Source organism: Acinetobacter sp. TY1 (genome assembly GCF_048551395.1).
Lineage (GTDB): Bacteria > Pseudomonadota > Gammaproteobacteria > Pseudomonadales > Moraxellaceae > Acinetobacter.
This window is the reverse complement of record NZ_JBLYZK010000010.1, coordinates 97,861-115,139: the sequence shown is the minus strand read 5'-3', so window position 1 is coordinate 115,139 and position 17,279 is coordinate 97,861. Positions and strand designations below refer to the sequence as shown.

At 35.8% G+C, this 17,279-nt stretch carries 18 protein-coding genes and 1 pseudogene; 8 read left to right on the top strand and 11 right to left on the bottom strand.

Annotated elements, in window-relative coordinates; genetic code table 11:
• Positions 1 to 185 precede the first annotated feature (185 nt).
• The 5 genes and pseudogenes from ACK2M2_RS08550 to ACK2M2_RS08530 form a co-directional block, all read right to left on the bottom strand.
• Positions 186 to 287: pseudogene (locus tag ACK2M2_RS08550) on the bottom strand (TetR/AcrR family transcriptional regulator); the annotation flags it as partial.
• Positions 288 to 404: 117 nt separating this feature from the next.
• The gene (locus tag ACK2M2_RS08545; RefSeq protein WP_419347500.1) at positions 405 to 1,004 is read right to left on the bottom strand and encodes a YidB family protein; all 600 of its coding nucleotides are present in this window, start codon (positions 1,002 to 1,004) and stop codon (positions 405 to 407) included.
• Between the two features lie 205 nt (positions 1,005 to 1,209).
• Positions 1,210 to 1,701: a hypothetical protein gene (locus tag ACK2M2_RS08540; RefSeq protein ID WP_419347515.1), complete on the bottom strand. Its 492-nt coding sequence runs from the start codon at positions 1,699 to 1,701 to the stop codon at positions 1,210 to 1,212.
• Between the two features lie 154 nt (positions 1,702 to 1,855).
• The gene (fumC, locus tag ACK2M2_RS08535; protein WP_419347498.1) at positions 1,856 to 3,250 is read right to left on the bottom strand and encodes a class II fumarate hydratase; all 1,395 of its coding nucleotides are present in this window, start codon (positions 3,248 to 3,250) and stop codon (positions 1,856 to 1,858) included.
• A gap of 118 nt (positions 3,251 to 3,368) precedes the next feature.
• Positions 3,369 to 4,379, bottom strand: a complete 1,011-nt coding sequence (locus ACK2M2_RS08530) for an SDR family NAD(P)-dependent oxidoreductase (protein ID WP_419347495.1) — start codon at positions 4,377 to 4,379, stop codon at positions 3,369 to 3,371.
• A 539-nt stretch (positions 4,380 to 4,918) separates the two neighbouring features.
• On the opposite strand from ACK2M2_RS08530, the gene bla reads away from it, so the two are divergent.
• The 5 genes from bla (at position 4,919) to ACK2M2_RS08505 (ending at position 7,632) form a co-directional block, all read left to right on the top strand.
• Positions 4,919 to 5,779 (top strand): class A beta-lactamase, encoded by an 861-nt coding sequence (gene bla / locus ACK2M2_RS08525; RefSeq protein WP_419347492.1) that lies wholly within the window; start codon positions 4,919 to 4,921, stop codon positions 5,777 to 5,779.
• A 268-nt stretch (positions 5,780 to 6,047) separates the two neighbouring features.
• Positions 6,048 to 6,416, top strand: coding sequence for a sulfurtransferase complex subunit TusD (tusD, locus tag ACK2M2_RS08520; protein WP_409511343.1), 369 nt, complete (start codon positions 6,048 to 6,050; stop codon positions 6,414 to 6,416).
• Positions 6,417 to 6,460: 44 nt separating this feature from the next.
• Complete coding sequence (locus ACK2M2_RS08515) at positions 6,461 to 6,811, top strand: hypothetical protein (protein ID WP_409511344.1); 351 nt, start codon at positions 6,461 to 6,463, stop codon at positions 6,809 to 6,811.
• 107 nt (positions 6,812 to 6,918) lie between these two features.
• Positions 6,919 to 7,203, top strand: coding sequence for a DsrH/TusB family sulfur metabolism protein (locus tag ACK2M2_RS08510; RefSeq protein ID WP_419347487.1), 285 nt, complete (start codon positions 6,919 to 6,921; stop codon positions 7,201 to 7,203).
• Between the two features lie 117 nt (positions 7,204 to 7,320).
• Positions 7,321 to 7,632: a TusE/DsrC/DsvC family sulfur relay protein gene (locus tag ACK2M2_RS08505; RefSeq protein ID WP_419347484.1), complete on the top strand. Its 312-nt coding sequence runs from the start codon at positions 7,321 to 7,323 to the stop codon at positions 7,630 to 7,632.
• Positions 7,633 to 7,675: 43 nt separating this feature from the next.
• On the opposite strand, the gene ACK2M2_RS08500 is transcribed toward ACK2M2_RS08505, so the two are convergent.
• From ACK2M2_RS08500 to ACK2M2_RS08485, 4 genes are all read right to left on the bottom strand, one after another.
• Positions 7,676 to 8,149, bottom strand: coding sequence for a winged helix-turn-helix transcriptional regulator (locus ACK2M2_RS08500; protein WP_419347513.1), 474 nt, complete (start codon positions 8,147 to 8,149; stop codon positions 7,676 to 7,678).
• A gap of 310 nt (positions 8,150 to 8,459) precedes the next feature.
• Complete coding sequence (locus ACK2M2_RS08495; protein ID WP_419347481.1) at positions 8,460 to 8,801, bottom strand: hypothetical protein; 342 nt, start codon at positions 8,799 to 8,801, stop codon at positions 8,460 to 8,462.
• Positions 8,802 to 8,984: 183 nt separating this feature from the next.
• Positions 8,985 to 9,323 carry a hypothetical protein gene (locus ACK2M2_RS08490; protein WP_409511348.1) on the bottom strand — a complete coding sequence of 113 codons (339 nt, stop codon included), beginning with the start codon at positions 9,321 to 9,323 and terminating at the stop codon, positions 8,985 to 8,987.
• Between the two features lie 140 nt (positions 9,324 to 9,463).
• Positions 9,464 to 9,934 carry a DUF6231 family protein gene (locus tag ACK2M2_RS08485; protein ID WP_419347477.1) on the bottom strand — a complete coding sequence of 157 codons (471 nt, stop codon included), beginning with the start codon at positions 9,932 to 9,934 and terminating at the stop codon, positions 9,464 to 9,466.
• Between the two features lie 32 nt (positions 9,935 to 9,966).
• Between ACK2M2_RS08485 and ACK2M2_RS08480 the strand changes: the two genes are divergently transcribed.
• A complete protein-coding gene (locus tag ACK2M2_RS08480) occupies positions 9,967 to 10,839 on the top strand; it encodes a DUF2797 domain-containing protein (protein ID WP_409511350.1) in 873 nt (290 codons plus the stop codon).
• A 77-nt stretch (positions 10,840 to 10,916) separates the two neighbouring features.
• Here the strand turns inward: ACK2M2_RS08480 and ACK2M2_RS08475 are convergent, their stop codons facing one another.
• Positions 10,917 to 11,417, bottom strand: a complete 501-nt coding sequence (locus tag ACK2M2_RS08475) for a GNAT family N-acetyltransferase (RefSeq protein WP_419347474.1) — start codon at positions 11,415 to 11,417, stop codon at positions 10,917 to 10,919.
• A gap of 4 nt (positions 11,418 to 11,421) precedes the next feature.
• The gene (gene lpxB / locus ACK2M2_RS08470) at positions 11,422 to 12,594 is read right to left on the bottom strand and encodes a lipid-A-disaccharide synthase (RefSeq protein WP_419347472.1); all 1,173 of its coding nucleotides are present in this window, start codon (positions 12,592 to 12,594) and stop codon (positions 11,422 to 11,424) included.
• A 290-nt stretch (positions 12,595 to 12,884) separates the two neighbouring features.
• Between lpxB and ACK2M2_RS08465 the strand changes: the two genes are divergently transcribed.
• Together ACK2M2_RS08465 and ACK2M2_RS08460 are read left to right on the top strand one after the other, a co-directional pair.
• Positions 12,885 to 15,035 (top strand): TonB-dependent siderophore receptor, encoded by a 2,151-nt coding sequence (locus ACK2M2_RS08465; RefSeq protein ID WP_419347470.1) that lies wholly within the window; start codon positions 12,885 to 12,887, stop codon positions 15,033 to 15,035.
• 502 nt (positions 15,036 to 15,537) lie between these two features.
• A complete protein-coding gene (locus tag ACK2M2_RS08460; protein WP_419347467.1) occupies positions 15,538 to 17,109 on the top strand; it encodes a PepSY-associated TM helix domain-containing protein in 1,572 nt (523 codons plus the stop codon).
• Positions 17,110 to 17,279 lie beyond the last annotated feature (170 nt).

Below are 17,279 nucleotides of genomic sequence, written 5' to 3'. Positions count from 1 at the left end.
CAAGTCCTTGTTTCTCAAGAAGTTTTAATCTTCATCACCGCCGATGGATGTGCATTCTACAGTATTTTTTATACCACACAACCCTTTTTTGAATTTTAATTTTTTAGGTGCTCGCTTTATAAACCACAATAAGAATAAATATATGTTTTTTATAAATAATTATTTTAAGATTAAAAGCTAATTTTTTAATCAAATGCTAAGTATGACAAAATCATTTGGCTTAATTCTTTTTTAAGTTGTTGTTCTGAAATAAGAAAACTATTATTGCTAACATAGCGTATTAGCGTATTATGATAAAAAAACGATCTAATATTCATTAATATGTGAATATAGACATCGCAGCAACAAAAAAGGCTTTAATTTTTTTAGGTTTAAAGCCTTATATTTTATATCATTTTTCTATTTTATTTTAGAAACCCTGAGACCATATTCATTACATTCTGAATATCTGAATTTGCTTCACCATGATCTGTTGCATCACCTTGTGGTGTCAATGAATCAATAATTTGTGGTAGAACAGTCGAAATAGCACCATACACTTCAGTCGTTGGCACTTGTGCTTGTTGTGCAACTTGTTCTATTTCTTGACCATTAAACAAACTCTGAATTTGTTGTAAATCCACATTACTATTTCCTTGTGATGGATCAACCCAACTTTGAACTTGATTACCAAGACCTGCACCTTGTAATTTTGCCAATGCACCTTGCAATCCCCCATTACTTTGAATCCAACCCAAAATAAGTGGCACAACAGCAATTAAAAGTGATGATGCATTAAAACCATTTGCTTGCGGTGCTTGATTTTGTTGTCCCCCACCCAAACCACCAAGAACTGAACCTAAAATTCCGCCTAATCCGCCTTGTTGTGATTGTTGTTGTCCGCCACCCAAGCCACCAAGGACTGAACCTAAAATCCCGCCTAAACCACCTTGCTGTGATTGTTGTTGTCCGCCACCGAGTGCTTGTTTTGCAAGAATTTCTACAATATTGGTTAAATCTGTCATTTATTTTTCCTTTTTTAAGTTTTATGACTGCAACAAATCATACTTGGCTTTTGATTTAAACACTCAATTCAAATTGTTACTTTTTGCAAGACTGAGTTTAAAGTTTTATCAACTTTAAATTCCCCAGTTGTTTCACCAAAAATTGATCATAAAAAAGGGCAATATTTTGCCCTTTTCATTTTTCATCGTAATTTATTTTACTAATTTAGAATTTAGCATTTAAGACATGAGCTGAAAGTTGACCTTTCCATAAATCACGTAGAACGGGTAAATAAAACTTTTCGCCTAATTCAACCAATTCAGCATCAATGAGTGCGTGAATTTCATGCATCAATAAATAATCCAACTCAACTGTACTGAGTTTCTTTTGTTCTTTGGCATATAACTTACGTTTTGCCTGAGCTTGCTTGACTAACTGATCAGCAAATTTTTTATTTTTATACTGACTTAAGGCTTGTAAGCGCAATTCAATCACACCCCATCCACTTAATAGCTTTTTAAAAGTTTCAAAATCTTGTGTAGTCGACTCCCACGTCATTTGCTCAAGATCTTCACTTTCAGGTAAAACAGGTAATAATAACTCCATTACACTTGGAAATATTTTTTTAAAATTCAAAATAAATTTAACAGGATGATCACCAGGATAGTCCTTGAATTGCACCTTGCTCTGTACATCTGTTAAAAAAACTTCAAGCATAATCTTCATCATTCAAAATAACCAAGGCATATTGTACGCAGAAAATGCCTTGGTGTTATATATTTCAACTCATTTATTCTGAAATTCAACTCATTTTCTAGGTACATTGAGCCGAACAATGGACAATGCACCTATTAAAAATACTCATCAGCTTTTATTTTGCATTTGGAAAAACCATTTTTTCAGGCTGTACCACTTCATCAAATTGCTCCGCAGTTACTAGTCCAAAATCAACAGCAACTTCTTTTAACGTTTTTCCTTGTTTATATGCTGTTTTAGCCACTTTTGCCGCATTTTCATAACCAATAACAGGGTTTAGTGCGGTTACAAGCATCAGAGAATTATGTAAGAAATGATCAATTTTTTCACGATTTGGCTCAATTCCGATAGCACAATGCTCGTTAAAACTATTACAGGCATCACCTAAAAGCTGAATTGACTGCGTTAAGTTATAAGCAATTACAGGCATAAATACATTTAATTCAAAATTACCTGAAGCACCTGCAAAATTGATCGTTGTATCATTCCCCATCACTTGAGCAACGACCATTGTCATCGCTTCACACTGCGTTGGATTGACTTTACCTGGCATAATGCTCGAACCCGGCTCATTTTCTGGAATATGCAATTCACCCAAACCACAACGTGGACCACTTGCCAGCCAACGGATGTCATTGGCAATTTTATTTAAACTTACTGCTAGTGTTTTTAATGCACCCGATGCAAATACTGCAGCATCTCGTCCTGCGAGGGCTTCAAATTTATTGGGTGCTGTGACAAAAGGTAAACCTGTTAATGTTGCCAATTGATCTGCTGCTAATTCTGCATAATCAGGATGCGCATTTAAGCCTGTTCCTACAGCCGTTCCACCTAGAGGCAATTCATAAAGTCCTGTCAAAGCTTGTTGTAAGCGTTTGATACCATGATCAAGTTGTGACACATAACCACTAAATTCCTGACCTAAGGTTAATGGTGTCGCATCTTGCAAATGTGTACGCCCAATTTTGACAATATCTTTAAACTCTTCTGACTTCTGATTTAAAGTGTTACGTAATTGTTGCACAGCAGGAATCAAAAGCTCATTAATTTGCAAACTTGCTGCCACATGAATGGCTGTTGGAAAAGAATCATTTGTCGATTGTGCACGATTGACATGATCATTGGGATGCACAGGTTTTTGTGCGCCAAGCGGATTGCCTAGTTTTTGATTGGCAATATTGGCAATGACTTCATTACAGTTCATATTACTTTGCGTACCTGAACCCGTCTGCCAGACCACAAGTGGAAATTGACTATCCCATTGCCCTGCAATCACCTCATCGGCAGCATCTACAATATAGCCAGCTAACTCTTGTGGAATCTGCTGAAGCTCAGCATTGGTCATTGAGGCTGCTTTTTTCACTAAGCCCATTGCGCGAATCATTGCACGAGGTAAGTGTTCAATACCGATTTTAAAGTTTTCAATACTACGTTGAGTTTGCGCACCCCATAAGGCTTCTGAAGGAACTGCAACTTCGCCCATTGTGTCATGTTCAATTCTTGTTTGCATAGCAACCTCAACTTTATAAAATGATCAATTTCGTTTTATTCTGATTCAAAAACATGTTGAATATCAGGATCATTCTCAGTTTAACCAAATCATCAAATAATGTAAATGATAATCATTATTAATTTTTAACACTTAATGTATTCTGATAAAACCGCCATTGATCTTCAATCATTTGCTTTAAACTTTTCTGGGTAGTCCAACCCAATAATGTTTCCGCTTTATCACTTTGAGAGCCTATTTGTGCCAATTCATTGAAACAATATTCTGAATCTATCACTGGAATGGCTTGCTCAGTAATTTCAGCCAAAAGCTTCAGTACATGACGAATGGAACTGACTTCACCTACAATATTGATCGCTTCACAACAATGCTGTTCTTGTGTAGATAGCCAATACAAACTCGCATGAATCGATCTACATACATCAATCACATGCACAAAACTACGCTCAAAACTTCCATCTTCCGTTTCAGTACTTTTACGTAGTTCAATCAGTTCTCGCTGTCCTGAAGCCACCTGCATTGCTAAAGGAATAATATTTTTGGGTAATGGCGCAATATATTCACCCAACCCCCCATGTTCAAATGCGCCTGCAACATTCCCCAAACGCAAAATTGCAATACGCCATTCGCTGTCCGTTTGAAAGGTATCTCTGATGATTTCTTCAATCATTTGCTGTGATTTCACATAAGAATTCTGATAATGAAAATTGAGTTCCAATTCTTCATTCAGAGTTAAGCTTGACTGCCCATACACAGCAAGGCTCGATAAATGAATCAATTTACGCACACCAGACCGTTGCATCGAGCGCAACAAACTCATGATACTACTGACATTATCATTATAATATTCAAGTGGTTTTTGCAAAGACTCTTCGATTGATTTAAACCCTGCAGCATGAATCACCGCATCAATCGGATATTGTTCAAAAACCTTGTTTAATGCAGGGGTATTACGTACATCAATTTTCACAAAAGGAATATACATATTGGCAATATATTCAAGGCGTTCTAAAACTTGCAAATTTGAGTTGGCAAGATTATCGACCAAAATAACCTCTTGCCCCTGTGCCAATAATGTCAGTGCAACATGTGAACCAATAAAGCCTAAACCACCTGTCACTAAAATCATTGTTTAGACACTCCTCATAGTAGTCAAAGCCTTATAGGATATTGGTGTTAATTATGTATTTTCAATAACTTACCCACACATGTTAAAAGTGAAAAGTAACTTAAAATTTCTATTACATCATCTAATACGTAACAGCTTTCCAACATTATTATTTTACAAGTTCATAATATTACATGTGTTGTAGTTGTGGCTATTAATCGTATATTGTTTATGAAAAAAATGACGCTATTTTATTCAGATCAATCTTCACTAGGTAGGTCGAAGAAACCATGATAGTACGCTGAAAACTTTTCCCGTTTCATATAAGAAATAGTTACTAATAATTAAACATCAAGAATTTTGTATAAAGTATATAAAATGTAATCAAGCTTAATTGTCCCACCAATTCTAAGACTCATCCCTTATAATTATTGAAATCTAACCAATCATTGTTCACAAAAGGAGTAATAAAAATATTACCTCATCATCAGTAACAACACTTTCTAAATTCTAAAGAAATTATTTTTTCAAGTTTTTTATTTTTTACGGTTATGATTAATATGAATTTAATATCAAAAAGTCAAATTTTACTTGGCACACTTATCTCTACATTATGCCTAACATCGACTAATGCTTCACTATTAGAAGATAAAGTAAACTCATTAGAAAAAGAAGGATGGAAAGTCGGTGTATCTATATTTGATGCTAATTCAAAAAAGCTTGAATCAGTAAATGGAGACACTCGTTTCCCATTAGATAGCACGGTTAAAGCTTTAGCATGTGCAAACGTACTTGCTAATGTCGATAAGAAATTATTATCTTTAGACAAAAAAATATTGATCGATAAAAAAGATATTGTTACATACTCTCCTGTCACAATTAAACGAATAAATAAAAATATGACTCTTAGAGAAGCTTGTGCTGCAACAACAGCTTATAGTGACAATACTGCCGCAAATATTACTATTTCAGCCGTTGGTGGCCCTCAAAAATTGACTCAGTTCATGAGAGATTTAGGTGATACAAAAACCAGATCTGATAGGTATGAACCAGAACTTGTTATTAATCCAGAATATGATTTAAGGGATACAACGACTGCTGATGCAATGAGTGAAAGTTTAAGCAAGTTACTCATTGGGAATACGCTTTCTAAAAATTCTAAAGAACAACTTAAAAGCTGGATGATGGATAATAAAGTTGCTGACAATCTGCTACGAGCTAGATTACCAAAAGGTTGGTCAATAGCAGATCGCTCTGGAGCAAGTGACTATGGTATTAGAGGGATAACATCAATGGTGTGGTCAGCAACTCAAGAGCCATTATTTATAAGTATCTATGTAAGAAAAAGTAACACTACCCTTGATGAAAGATCAAAAATAATTAATGAAATTGGCGAAGTTATTTTCAATAAATATCATTAAAAATTAAGATTTATAATTGATCTAATACAATTCAAACTAAAAGGATTGAGCCCTCAATTGAGGGCTTTTCAATTATTTTCCATTCCACGTATCATCACTTTACAAACCCACTGGTAAATAAATCATTGTTTTTAAATATTTATTTTTTAATATTTTTAATATTTAGCTTTAAATTCTTTAGATGCCTACTAAAATAATTGTATACTACCTATTTGTTATCAAGTCAGAATAGCAAAGCTTGTTTCTCCACTCTTCGGATCAAAACTCAATGTCTACCTTATTGCTGATTACATCTGCACCGAGTTCAATTCATGCGTGGCATGCTTTAGGACTTGCACAATCACTCATCGTAAAAAAAGAGGAAGTCCGTATCTTCTTTTATCAAGATGGCGTTCAGGTTGCCAATGCATTTCAATGGGTTCCCGATGATCAGCGTAATCTGACCCTTGAATGGCAAAAATTGCAGATCCGACTTCCTGTCTGTGTAAGTGCGGCTTTAGCACGAGGTATCACCGATGCTGAAAATGCACAACGCCATAAAATTCAGGCACACAATCTTGCTTCAGGCTATGAATTGGTCGGACTCGGTGAGCTTGCCGATGCAGTTCAATCTACAGAACGTCTAATTCAATTCTAAGTGGTTATATTTATGAAATTATTTCAATTGAAGGGTGGAATTGTGTGAAAAATGTTCTTGTTATTTTAACGCAGCCTGACTTAAACCGTCTGCAAGTCTCTGAAAGTCTTTCTGCCACTATGGTTTTAGCCACATTTGGTTGTGAAGTGAAAGTCTTACTCAAACAAGGTGCGTTAAGTCTGTTACAGTCTGAAAGAGCATTTGATCCACTCAAGCATGCCTTTAAACCTGCCTCAAATTTAATTGATAGCTTTGAGTTTTATGATTTAACGCCTATTTTGGTGGAATTAACTGAACAAGCATCAGCTTTTATCAAAGCATCTACACAAGACATTGAGTTTGTAGAATTAAACACAACATTTATTCAAAAATTTGATCATGTCCTATATTGGTAATCTACATTTTCAACGCCATATCTGCTGAATCACACCATTTCCTGATATGTTGAACATTTTAAATATCAGTATTATTGCAATTTAAAAATATGAATAGGAACAATCATATGAGTGATCAAACACTTTATTTTATTCAATCTGAATTTGCTAAAACGGATATGATTTTGAATCAATTATGGCAAATGGTGAGTCTAAATGACAGCATTGTTTTATTTGCTGATGCTGTACTGTTTGCTCAAGATCAACGCTTAGCTGCCTATCCATATCTGTATATTTTAAAACAAGATGCTGAATTAAACCCCATACCACTCCCCTCTCACATTCAACAACTCAATTACGATGACTTGGCGAATTTAGTGCTTAATTTTACGCGGTGTATCAGTTTGAAATAAATAATGACTTAAAAATTTCAGCACACAAAAGTATTTTTAAGAAATTATGATGAGATGATATAGACAGCCCTTATTCATCTATTTAAAATTAATCGACCATACTGCTTAGGCTATTTTATGAACTTTGAATTGGATCAAGATGGACATTTGGTGGATTACACCCTTTGGAATGAAGATGTTGCACAGCAACTCGCTGAAAGTCTTGAGATTGAGCTTAGCCCTTGGCATTTTGAAGTCTTAAATGCTGTACGTCAGTTCTATGCACAATTTGGACACGCTCCTGCGACTCGCCCACTGATTAAATTTCTCATGAAAACCGTTAGTCCTGAGATCAACAATGCTGTATTGCAGGAAAAGTTTAATACAGGATTAGTCGCACGACATTTAAGTCGTCTTGCTGGCGTGCCTAAACCTGCGAATTGTCTATAAAATAAGATCTAATCTTTTCAAATTGAAGCTTGAAAAGCAAATATCACGCCTGTTTTTGCACTGTTTGATAATAAGCATCGGTAAAAATAGCGTTAACTTGACGTGCCTGAATCGTTTCACCACATTCTGAACAGGTCAATAAAGGCTGAAAAATCTTACCACAAGCTTTATGCTGATATTGCACAGGCGCACCCAAACCTTGATCCATCCATTGGTCTGCCCAATTGGTCATACTGAGCAAAATAGGATAAAGCTGCAAACCTTTTTCTGTCAGGCGATATTCAAAACGATCAGCACGATCAGGATATTGAACTTTTTGTAAAATTTCATTTTCCACCAAACGCTTTAAACGCTCAGACAGCACATGCCGAGTGACACCTAAGTTTTCTTGAAAATCATCAAAACGACGTAACCCCATAAATGCATTACGAATAATCAGCATTGTCCAACGATCTCCAACCACAGATAATGTCCGAGCAATTGAGCACGGTTGTTGACCAATATCATCCCATTTCATACGGCTAAACCATTTCATAAAATTGATTTTCTTAGAAAATTATAGATTTTTTTGTAAGGTTTAAAAAGTGCTATTTTACTTTTAAGATGTTTAAAGCCACCTTAAATCACGTGCATTAAAAAACCCGCCTATGACAGCGGGTCGGACGCATCAATCATGAATTGATGATTGAGACAAACATATCTGACCAGGGAAAATCGAATATCATCTTGTTTCAATAGCGTTATTATCAGTATTTTTATGAATAACTGCTTATCATTTTCTGCCATTTTTATGTCATTTTCTGACAATTCATCTTTTCAACTTAAATTCATTCCTTATTTTCCATAGATGTACAAAAAACTTGTTCCGTCATTCCTGAATTGACTAAGCTTTGATGTTGCTTTTCAATAAAATTATTGGCAATCATAAGCATAGCAGATGCCATATCAAGTTCTATATTTTGCTTAGAAAGTTCTGCAATTTGATGATACGCCTTTATACGGCTACAAAATGCCTGTTTCTGTGCAGAGGCATCACTTTGAGCATTAGGAACATCTAGTATTAATTTGGTCGCATTCACTTGCGCTGTATAGTGTTCAATCTGCTGATCATATTGTGCTTGGGTAAGTTTTTGATTCGCTTCCACCGATTGAATGCCTAATTGTGGCATGTGTTCTTTTGATATTTCTAACCGAGTAGGTATCTGTTGAATAGCATAAATAGAACTTGTACATACTAACAAATATGTACTCAATAATACTTGTATCATCCTTGTTTTATTTGGCATAGCTTAATCATCTTTTTTATTTAGAAATGGGATAATGCAGTCATTATCCCAAGTATTTTTCAAAACTTATAACGCGCCTTCACGCCATACATCTTCATATTCATCTGCATCTATCATAAAACGAAAACCTTCTTCTAGCGCAAGATACACCAACGCATCAGGAAAAATTTCTTCAAGTTCTTTAACAGTAATAATGTCAAAGAAATCTTTACCATCTTCAAGTTCACCACCGTAAATAAACCAAGCAACTTTATCTTCATCTGGCTTTTTACGTAAACCGACAATCGGTTCTTTAGTCAACGTCTGTTTTGCAATTGCAACAAGATCATCTTCATTGACTTTAATGTATCTTGAGTCAAATTCTTCACAGACCAATTTCTGCTCTTCAATAAAATCTTGTAGCATAATGCCGTCCTGTATCTGTTCATTTAAAAATATGATTTTATGCGGATGTCAGCTCAGTAGCAATGATTGTCTACTCTATATATCCACTAAAAAATCTCATTCAGTAGTGTGCTAATTTAATATTGTAATGATGCACTTAATTACCAACGGAATTTATTCCAATTTTCAGGGTTTGCCCAAAATTTTGAGTTAAACCAATCAGGGACATGCTTATAAGTCAAAATATTGAACTGCCACAAAGCAAAATCACTTTCGTGGGTAGTTTTATCAATCAATTGAGTGAAACCAAGAGCACGTAATAGTTTTTCATCTTGTAATTTACAGGTTACGACAATGCGTTTTGCCAACAAATCTCGGAGTTTAACGAGCATTTGTGCTTTTTGCGTGTCGCTAACATTGGCAAATTCGTCACTATCGAGCAGAACAAATCCAAGATCATATCGCTGTGTAAAAGGCAGACTTAAAAACTCAGATACGTTAAAATAGTGCCATTGAATTGAATGATTTGTTTGATATTGCGCTAAATTCTGCCCAATACACAATGCAGTTTGAATAGGTTGTTCCGCAGACAAATCGTCTAGCATTGACGTGATGACATTTTGCTCCGCCATACCTGCACCTTATATTGAAAGAGTAATACAACATGGAACTACAAGGCATTTGTCATAAAATGCATGCAGATCTGAAAGATCTTAGTGTAACTGATCAGCAAAGCCACAAGGCAAATGTTGAATATAAATTTGTACTAGATCGCTCACAAATCGAACGTCCATTTCAGCTTGGGCAAGAAATTGAACTTGAAGCCACAGGTAGCATTTACTGTGTAAGCTGTGGTTCTAAAACACCAAAATCATATTCTCAAGGGCACTGCTTTAAATGCATGAAAACCAAAGCTTCATGTGATATGTGCATTATGAAGCCTGAAACGTGCCATTATCATTTGGGTACATGCCGTGAAGAAAGCTTTGCACGAGAAGTTTGCTTTCAACCACATATTGTATATTTGGCAAATTCAAGCGCTTTAAAAGTAGGCATTACACGTCTTGGTCAAATGCCCACGCGTTGGCTCGATCAAGGGGCAACACAAGCATTGCCAATTATGAAAGTGGGTTCAAGACGTTTATCAGGGCAGCTTGAAGTGATGTTTGGTACACAAGTTGCCGATAAAACCGATTGGCGCAAACTGCTTAAAGGTGAAGCTGAACCTTTAAATTTGATTGAGGCACGTGATGAGTTACTCAATGAATTTGGGTCACACATTGAAATGATTCGTGATGAATTCAGCATGAGCCTAGATTTCAATGAAAATGTTGAAATTTTAGAGCATGAATTACCTCGAGAGTTTATCTATCCTGTCGATATTTATCCTGAAAAAATTAAATCACATAACCTCGATAAAACCCCTGTCATTCGTGGCAAATTACAAGGCATTAAAGGGCAGTATCTCATCATGGATACAGGTGTGATCAATATTCGTAAATATACAGGTTATGAACTGAAAATTCGTGCGGAATAATCATTAATATAATAACTCCCAATCAGAAAACCCTCTAAAAGTAGAGGGTTTTCTGATTGGGAGTACGTTTTATAATTTTAAGATTCAACATCTAAAAATTTTAAATCGTGCCGGTCGCTTTTCAAACAAACTTCAGGCAACCGAAATAAGTCAGCAATGATTGCAACTTCTTTTGCAGCTAAAACATCTTCATAAATTTTTTTAGCAAAATTATCGTAACTCGTATTGACCAAGATATTTTTAATACTTTGCTGATTTTGCATCAACTCTTCTTCTAAAAGGATCAACGACTCCTCTATCAACCGTTTACTTAAGCCCTTTCTTTGAAATTCAGGGTGGATAGCCATTTGGTCTAATTCTAAAATAACTTCTGGACGAAACCCTGATTTTTGCGCCCAAAAGATATAACCTGAAATGTGCTCATCACATTTAAGCACATAACAAATATAACGAGGATATGCAGAAAAAGTTGAAAGAATCCATTGATATGAATCCTGTTGACGAATAAAAGTAAGCTGATGGATTTTTGCAAGGTGTTGAATATCGCTCGCTTGAGCTTTTTGGATAGAAGTCTTCATATGTTTATTTCAACAATGTTAAAACGGCTTGAACAGGATCTTCACTATTTCCTGCTAAAAGTTGTTTATGCATAGTCAATAACTGCATAACTTGAATTTGTGCAGTTTCTTGATTCGTCAACTTTTCAATTTCAGCAGCCAATTTTTCAGCCGTTGCATCTGATTGAATTAACTCCTGAATAACTTTCTTGCCCGCAATAATATTTGGCAAAGAATAGTATGGAATTTTGATCATTAACTTCGCAATAATATAAGTCAACCAATTAAGTTTATAAAACGTCACCATTGGACGGTGTAATAACAAAGCTTCAAGTGTTGCAGTACCTGATGCCAATGCTACAATATTGGCTGCATTCATGACTTGACGACCAATTTTGGACTCTTTATCAGTATTTTCTAATAAATGAATTTGATCGATTAGAGCCTTTGGATAATTTTGCAATAAACCTTCAATCTGCTGTTTACGAGCATCATTAATTGCAGGAATAATAAAATGGTAGTCAGGATATTTTTTTTGTAAAATTTGTGCAGCGTCAAGGACTAAAGGTCCGAGTCGCTCAATTTCACCACGACGGCTCCCTGGCAGTAAAGCAATATGCTTTTGACTAATATCTAAACCGAGCTCTTGTTTTGCATCTAAAATTGAGTTTTGTAAAGGCAATTGACTTGCCAGAGGATGCCCGACTGCAACAGCAGGTACTTGAAACTTTTGATAAAAGTTTTTTTCAAATGGAAATAAACACAACACCAAATCAATCGTTGCTTTAATGCCATGTACACGTCCTTGACGCCATGCCCAAACAGATGGACTGACATATTGGACTGTTTTAATCGGTAGATTTTTAGCTTTTAAACTTTTTGATAAGCGTAGATTAAAATCTGGCGCATCGATCCCAATAAAAATATCAACTGGATCTTTTTCCCACTTTTCCACTAAACCATCACGTACGGCGAAGAGTTTTTTTATATCTTTTAAAACTTCAACAATCCCCATCACTGACAAAATATCCATTGGATATTCACTGTTAAAACCTTCCGCAATCATTTGAGGGCCACCAATGCCCTCAAACGCCACATCTAATCCTTGCTCACGAAAACTGCGCATCAGTTGGACACCCAAAGTATCACCCGATACTTCACCAACCACAATTCCAATTTTAAGCTTCCGATTTTGCAAGAAAATATCCTCAAATGCAGTATTCATCTGAAGTGTAACATGACTCATGAATGGACGTATACTCGACACTTTTTTAACATGATGGTTGTATTCTTATTACAGTAAAAGACTAAAAAATTAATATCAGCACATCATTTTTACGCCAATTCAAACCATTTTTGAGTATTCTCCCTACAGTACTACTCCTATTGCCGCATTATTTTTTATTCAAATTTCCAATTGTAAAAGTATTGTATCCCAACACCATAATAAATAAAATTAATGATAATCATTTTCATTAGTATTTATTAATGCTCATCTCTCATTCTTACTTTAAACTTTCATTATTAACATTAGCTATTTTCCAAACTCAATCTAGCTTCGCAGATTCAACCGAAAAACTCCCGACTGAAGTGATTCAAGCAAGTTCTTCTGATCAAGTATCTTCTGAAAAGACTAAAGCCTATATCATTCAAAAATCGAACAGTGCAACGAAACTTAATATTCCCCTCAAAGAAACACCACAAACCATTAATGTTGTAACACACCAACAACTCAATGATTTTGCCTTAACCAATACACGCGACATCTTACGCAATGCCCCTGGTGTCATGGTGAACAATCAAGAAACTGAACGTACAAGCTATACGGCTCGTGGTTTTGAAATTTCAAATATTTTGATTGATGGTGTGGGCTTTCCACTTGAAGGCTACAATTATAATAATGACAACCCTGACAGTTTCCAATTTGATCGTATTGAAGTCGTTAAAGGTGCAGATTCTTTAAATAATGGCGTGGGTGATCCTGGTGCAACCATTAATATGATTCGTAAACGTCCGACCTCAGATCTACAAGCATCCTTAAATGCGAGTTATGGTTCATGGAATACCCAACGTTATGAAGCTGATGCCTCCTCAGCGCTGAATAAAAGTGGCTCTATACGAGGTCGTGTATTTGGTTTTGAGCAAACAGGCGATAGCTATCTCGACAATTATTCACTCGAAAAAAATGGCATTGGTGCAATCGTTGAAGCGGACTTAACCGATCGAACCTTATTAACATTGGGTTATACCGAAACCAATAGTAAATCTAACGGCAATAATTGGGGTGCAAATCCACTCATCAATACCCAAGGTGAGCAGCTCAGCTATTCACGGAATTATAATTTCAGCCCCGATTGGACTTATTGGGACAATAATATTAAAAATTATTTTGCTGAGTTAACCCAAAAACTCGGTGACAATTGGTCAGTTAAAATTGCTTATGATGAAAAGCATACTGAACGTAATTCAAAACTATTATTTTTATCAGGTAACCCAGGGGCAGACGGTACATCAAACGTTTATTTGTGGCCGGGAATATACGTAGATGATAACAAAGCTCGTCAAGCAGATATTCAATTGAAAGGAAGTTATCCTCTTTTAGGTCAACGTCATGAAGCAACTTTAGGCTACACATGGTCACAAAATAATGCAAATGAACTAGGCTATGGTGGCAGTTACGCTAATCACCTCACTACAGATTTAGATAGTTGGACACCAGACCAACCTGATTGGGATTTATCCAAAACGAGTGGTGAAATGCATATGAAGCAAAAAAATCAGAGTATTTATGCTTCTACACGCTTACATTTCACAGATGATCTGAAATTATTACTTGGTGCGAATTATATTCAAGCTGAAAGTAAAGGGGCAAGTTATGGCACAGACACCATTTATGATGAAAATAAAGTCCTGCCCTATGTCGGTTTAACCTATAACTTTAGTCCTGAATATACAGGTTATATGAATTACACCTCAATTTTCCGACCACAAACCACTAAAGCATTTGATGGAAGTATTAACAAGCCGATTGAAGGCGATAGTTATGAAGTTGGAGTGAAAAGTAGTTGGCTTGATGATCGATTAACTGCAAGCATGGCAGTCTTCCGTACCGAAGAAAATAACTACCCATTGCGTAATTCTGATGGCTTACCAACACTACGCAAAACAGAGGTCAGTGATTTACGCTCACAAGGTTATGAATTTGGCTTTGCGGGGCAACTTACCGATGATTTAAATCTAAGTTTTGGTTATACGCAATTCAGTCTAAAAGATCTAAAAAATGGTGGAGATGCCCGTACATTTAATCCTACACAATCTTTGAATTTACTGACAACCTACCAAGTCCCACAACTACCCCAATTAAAACTCGGTTTGGGTGTTCAGTGGCAAGACAAAACGCATTTAGATATTGCGGAATCGAGTGCTAACGGTGTTGTGACACAAAAAGCAGGAACGATTCAACAAGACGCTTACGCGTTGGTTAACCTAATGGCGAGTTATGAGTTAAATGATCACATTACACTGCAAGCCAATGGTAACAATATAACCAATGAAAAATATTTATTTAACTTCCCTGATGGCCAAGGGTTTTATGGCGCACCAGCAAACTATAGTGTTGCTGTGAAATTGAAGTACTAATTTTTATTTTTATGTGCATTAATTTTAACTATTGATAATACTCTATACAGCATTTGGATTTGAATCATTATCCAAATGCTGAATTTTTCTCACTCCAAAGCATAAACTCAATTTTTAATATATATGATGATCTAAAATATAGAGCTTACAGAGAAGAATCATGTTTTTATCCAAAATACTCTCCCCTAAAATGCCTTCGATGTTTCTATTTTCACAGTGGCGCTATCGTCTTGCGGTGATCTACCGTTTCATTATCGCTTTTGGATTGGGCTATGTATGTATGAGCACCTTATCCAATCTTGGGATTAGCATATTTCAAAGTCTATTACCAAAGGCTGAAGCCATTTATTTATCGGCGTTTATTTCACTCATCTTCATGACGATTTATGTCATTGTTAGTTTTTGTATTCAATCACTTATAAAATTAACGCTGGTCAGCACAACACTTTTTGCTGTGCTTTTCGTGTTGAATTTTTCCCTTAATGATGGAATGACTTGAATCATGCAGAAATCGATTAGACAATCAATGGCATGGTTACATGCTTGGCTCGGTTTGAGCTTCGGATGGCTGTTCTTCGCTATTTTTCTTATGGGCTCTGTTAGTTATTACCGTCACGACATCAGCCTATGGATGCAACCACAATTTGCCACGATGCAAGTACAACAAAACACAGCTATTCAAAGTGCTTTTCAATACCTCAATACTCATGCACCCGATGCAAAAAGTTGGTACATTGGCTTGGCAAGTCCTGAACATCCTGTCAATCAAATTTATTGGCAAAAAGCCGATGGTGCATATGAAAGTAAAACATTAGATGCCAATACAGGTAAAGAACTGACACTTTCAAGCACGCAAGGTGGCGACTTTTTCTATGGTTTTCACTTTCAGTTATTTGGCATTCCCATCATGATTGGGCGGCTGATTATGACTATTGCAGCACTAATGATGCTCATTACGCTCATTTCGGGAATTATCACACATAAAAAAATCATAACTGACTTTTTCACTTTAAGAGCCTTTAAAGGACCACGATCTTATTTAGACTTTCATAATGTCACTTCTGTGATTGCACTCCCCTTTTTCTTGACAATGACCTTTACAGGTTTGGCTATTTTTTTCTATGTACTTCTCCCTGATGGCTTAAAAAAGGTCTATCCCGACAATCCATTTCAATATTTTGAAGAAATTCGTACCATTTCAGTCCCCAATCAAGCGACAGCTCAACCTGCAAGCATGCTACCAAATGAGTACTTTTTACAAAAGACAGAACAGCTTTGGGGTAAAACTGCATTCGATAATATTAGTATTAAACAACCCAATACAGATCAAGCACAAATCACCGTAACAGAATTAAAAGATCATTCAATAACACGTAATCAAGCACAACTGAGTTTTAATGCACATACAGGGCAATTTCTTCAAGACACCCGAAATCACAGCGCAATTGCAACTTTAAATGCAAGTATGTATGGCTTACATATGGCGACTTTTGCACAACCACTGTTAAGGCTTGGACTCTTCTTTTCAGGCTTGTTAGGCTGTGCAATGATTGGTTCAGGACTTTTATTGTGGAGCTTAAAAAGACAACTACAAAATAAGCAAAACCAATTTCATTTCGGGCATTATTTAGTTAATCGTTTAAATGTTAGTGTTATTATTGGCTTACCCACTGCGATGCTGAGCTATTTATATACCAACCGTTTAGTTGATTTACCTGCGGGATCGCCGAATTATGAAATTTATAGTTTCTTTTCAGTGTGGTTGCTCACTTTTATATGTGCACTCTGTACGCCACAAAAATGGCTGTGGAAGAGTCAACTAAAAGTATTGATTATTTTAGCGATATGTTTACCTCTACTGAATCTTTATCAACTATTGAATCATCAATATATTCATTCTTTCGCAGATTATTGGCACTTCCTACGCATTGACTTAGCAATTTGGGCATTAGCACTTTGCGCAGTATTTTTACATCAAAAATTACAACCTATTCAACATAAAGCCACCCTCAAAATGCAAAAAAAATTGCTTAAACAACAAGATCAGCACAGCATTAAGGAGCCTTCAGCATAATGTTCATTCTGCTCATCTCCTGTATTCTGATCTGTATTTGGCTTGCAAGTTACCTACTGTTTTTATGTAGTTCGAAACAAAGCGTTAAAATCATAGCCAACAAACACAAGCACCCCATACAATTCAGGATTATTTCTTATGCAAAGTTAAGCCGTTTTATTGCATTCTTC

Coding starts and splice junctions, on each gene's coding strand:
- ACK2M2_RS08545 (WP_419347500.1), bottom strand. CDS start 1,004: ATGACAGATTTAACCAATATTGTAGAAATTCTTGCAAAACAAGCACTC.
- ACK2M2_RS08540 (WP_419347515.1), bottom strand. CDS start 1,701: ATGCTTGAAGTTTTTTTAACAGATGTACAGAGCAAGGTGCAATTCAAG.
- fumC (WP_419347498.1), bottom strand. CDS start 3,250: ATGCAAACAAGAATTGAACATGACACAATGGGCGAAGTTGCAGTTCCT.
- ACK2M2_RS08530 (WP_419347495.1), bottom strand. CDS start 4,379: ATGATTTTAGTGACAGGTGGTTTAGGCTTTATTGGTTCACATGTTGCA.
- bla (WP_419347492.1), top strand. CDS start 4,919: ATGAATTTAATATCAAAAAGTCAAATTTTACTTGGCACACTTATCTCT.
- tusD (WP_409511343.1), top strand. CDS start 6,048: ATGTCTACCTTATTGCTGATTACATCTGCACCGAGTTCAATTCATGCG.
- ACK2M2_RS08510 (WP_419347487.1), top strand. CDS start 6,919: ATGAGTGATCAAACACTTTATTTTATTCAATCTGAATTTGCTAAAACG.
- ACK2M2_RS08505 (WP_419347484.1), top strand. CDS start 7,321: ATGAACTTTGAATTGGATCAAGATGGACATTTGGTGGATTACACCCTT.
- ACK2M2_RS08500 (WP_419347513.1), bottom strand. CDS start 8,149: ATGAAATGGGATGATATTGGTCAACAACCGTGCTCAATTGCTCGGACA.
- ACK2M2_RS08495 (WP_419347481.1), bottom strand. CDS start 8,801: ATGCCACAATTAGGCATTCAATCGGTGGAAGCGAATCAAAAACTTACC.
- ACK2M2_RS08490 (WP_409511348.1), bottom strand. CDS start 9,323: ATGCTACAAGATTTTATTGAAGAGCAGAAATTGGTCTGTGAAGAATTT.
- ACK2M2_RS08485 (WP_419347477.1), bottom strand. CDS start 9,934: ATGGCGGAGCAAAATGTCATCACGTCAATGCTAGACGATTTGTCTGCG.
- ACK2M2_RS08480 (WP_409511350.1), top strand. CDS start 9,967: ATGGAACTACAAGGCATTTGTCATAAAATGCATGCAGATCTGAAAGAT.
- ACK2M2_RS08475 (WP_419347474.1), bottom strand. CDS start 11,417: ATGAAGACTTCTATCCAAAAAGCTCAAGCGAGCGATATTCAACACCTT.
- ACK2M2_RS08465 (WP_419347470.1), top strand. CDS start 12,885: ATGCTCATCTCTCATTCTTACTTTAAACTTTCATTATTAACATTAGCT.
- ACK2M2_RS08460 (WP_419347467.1), top strand. CDS start 15,538: ATGCAGAAATCGATTAGACAATCAATGGCATGGTTACATGCTTGGCTC.